Source organism: Burkholderia sp. SIMBA_051 (genome assembly GCF_046534915.1).
In the GTDB taxonomy this organism is placed as follows: domain Bacteria; phylum Pseudomonadota; class Gammaproteobacteria; order Burkholderiales; family Burkholderiaceae; genus Burkholderia; species Burkholderia ambifaria.
This window is the reverse complement of the sequence record NZ_JAWRXS010000669.1, coordinates 1-248: the sequence shown is the minus strand read 5'-3', so window position 1 is coordinate 248 and position 248 is coordinate 1. Positions and strand designations below refer to the sequence as shown.

The 248-nt window shown below is 39.5% G+C and carries 1 protein-coding gene; it reads left to right on the top strand.

Features of this window, described 5'->3' with window-relative positions; genetic code table 11:
* The coding region (locus SB771_RS36145; protein WP_410722182.1) for a hypothetical protein at positions 1-180 on the top strand (180 nt) is incomplete at its 5' end.
* Between the last annotated feature and the right edge of the window lie 68 nt (positions 181-248).

The window sequence follows — 248 nt, the reverse complement described above, 5'->3', positions numbered from 1 at the left end:
CGCATCATTCGTTCAATTTTCGCTATCGCATTCTCTGGTGATGGAATGCTTTTATATTCAGCAATCGGCGAATATTTCTTAGGAAATAATGATGTGAATGATACTTGTTTAGCTGCTGGTACATCAATAAAGGTCAGTTCTCCAAAAGAGGCGACCTTCACTGTTTCATTTTGTACATGATTTGTGATTTCGAGTTCGGATGGAAGGACAGGGAATCGCAACTTATCCTTTCCTTGGGAAATCCACAA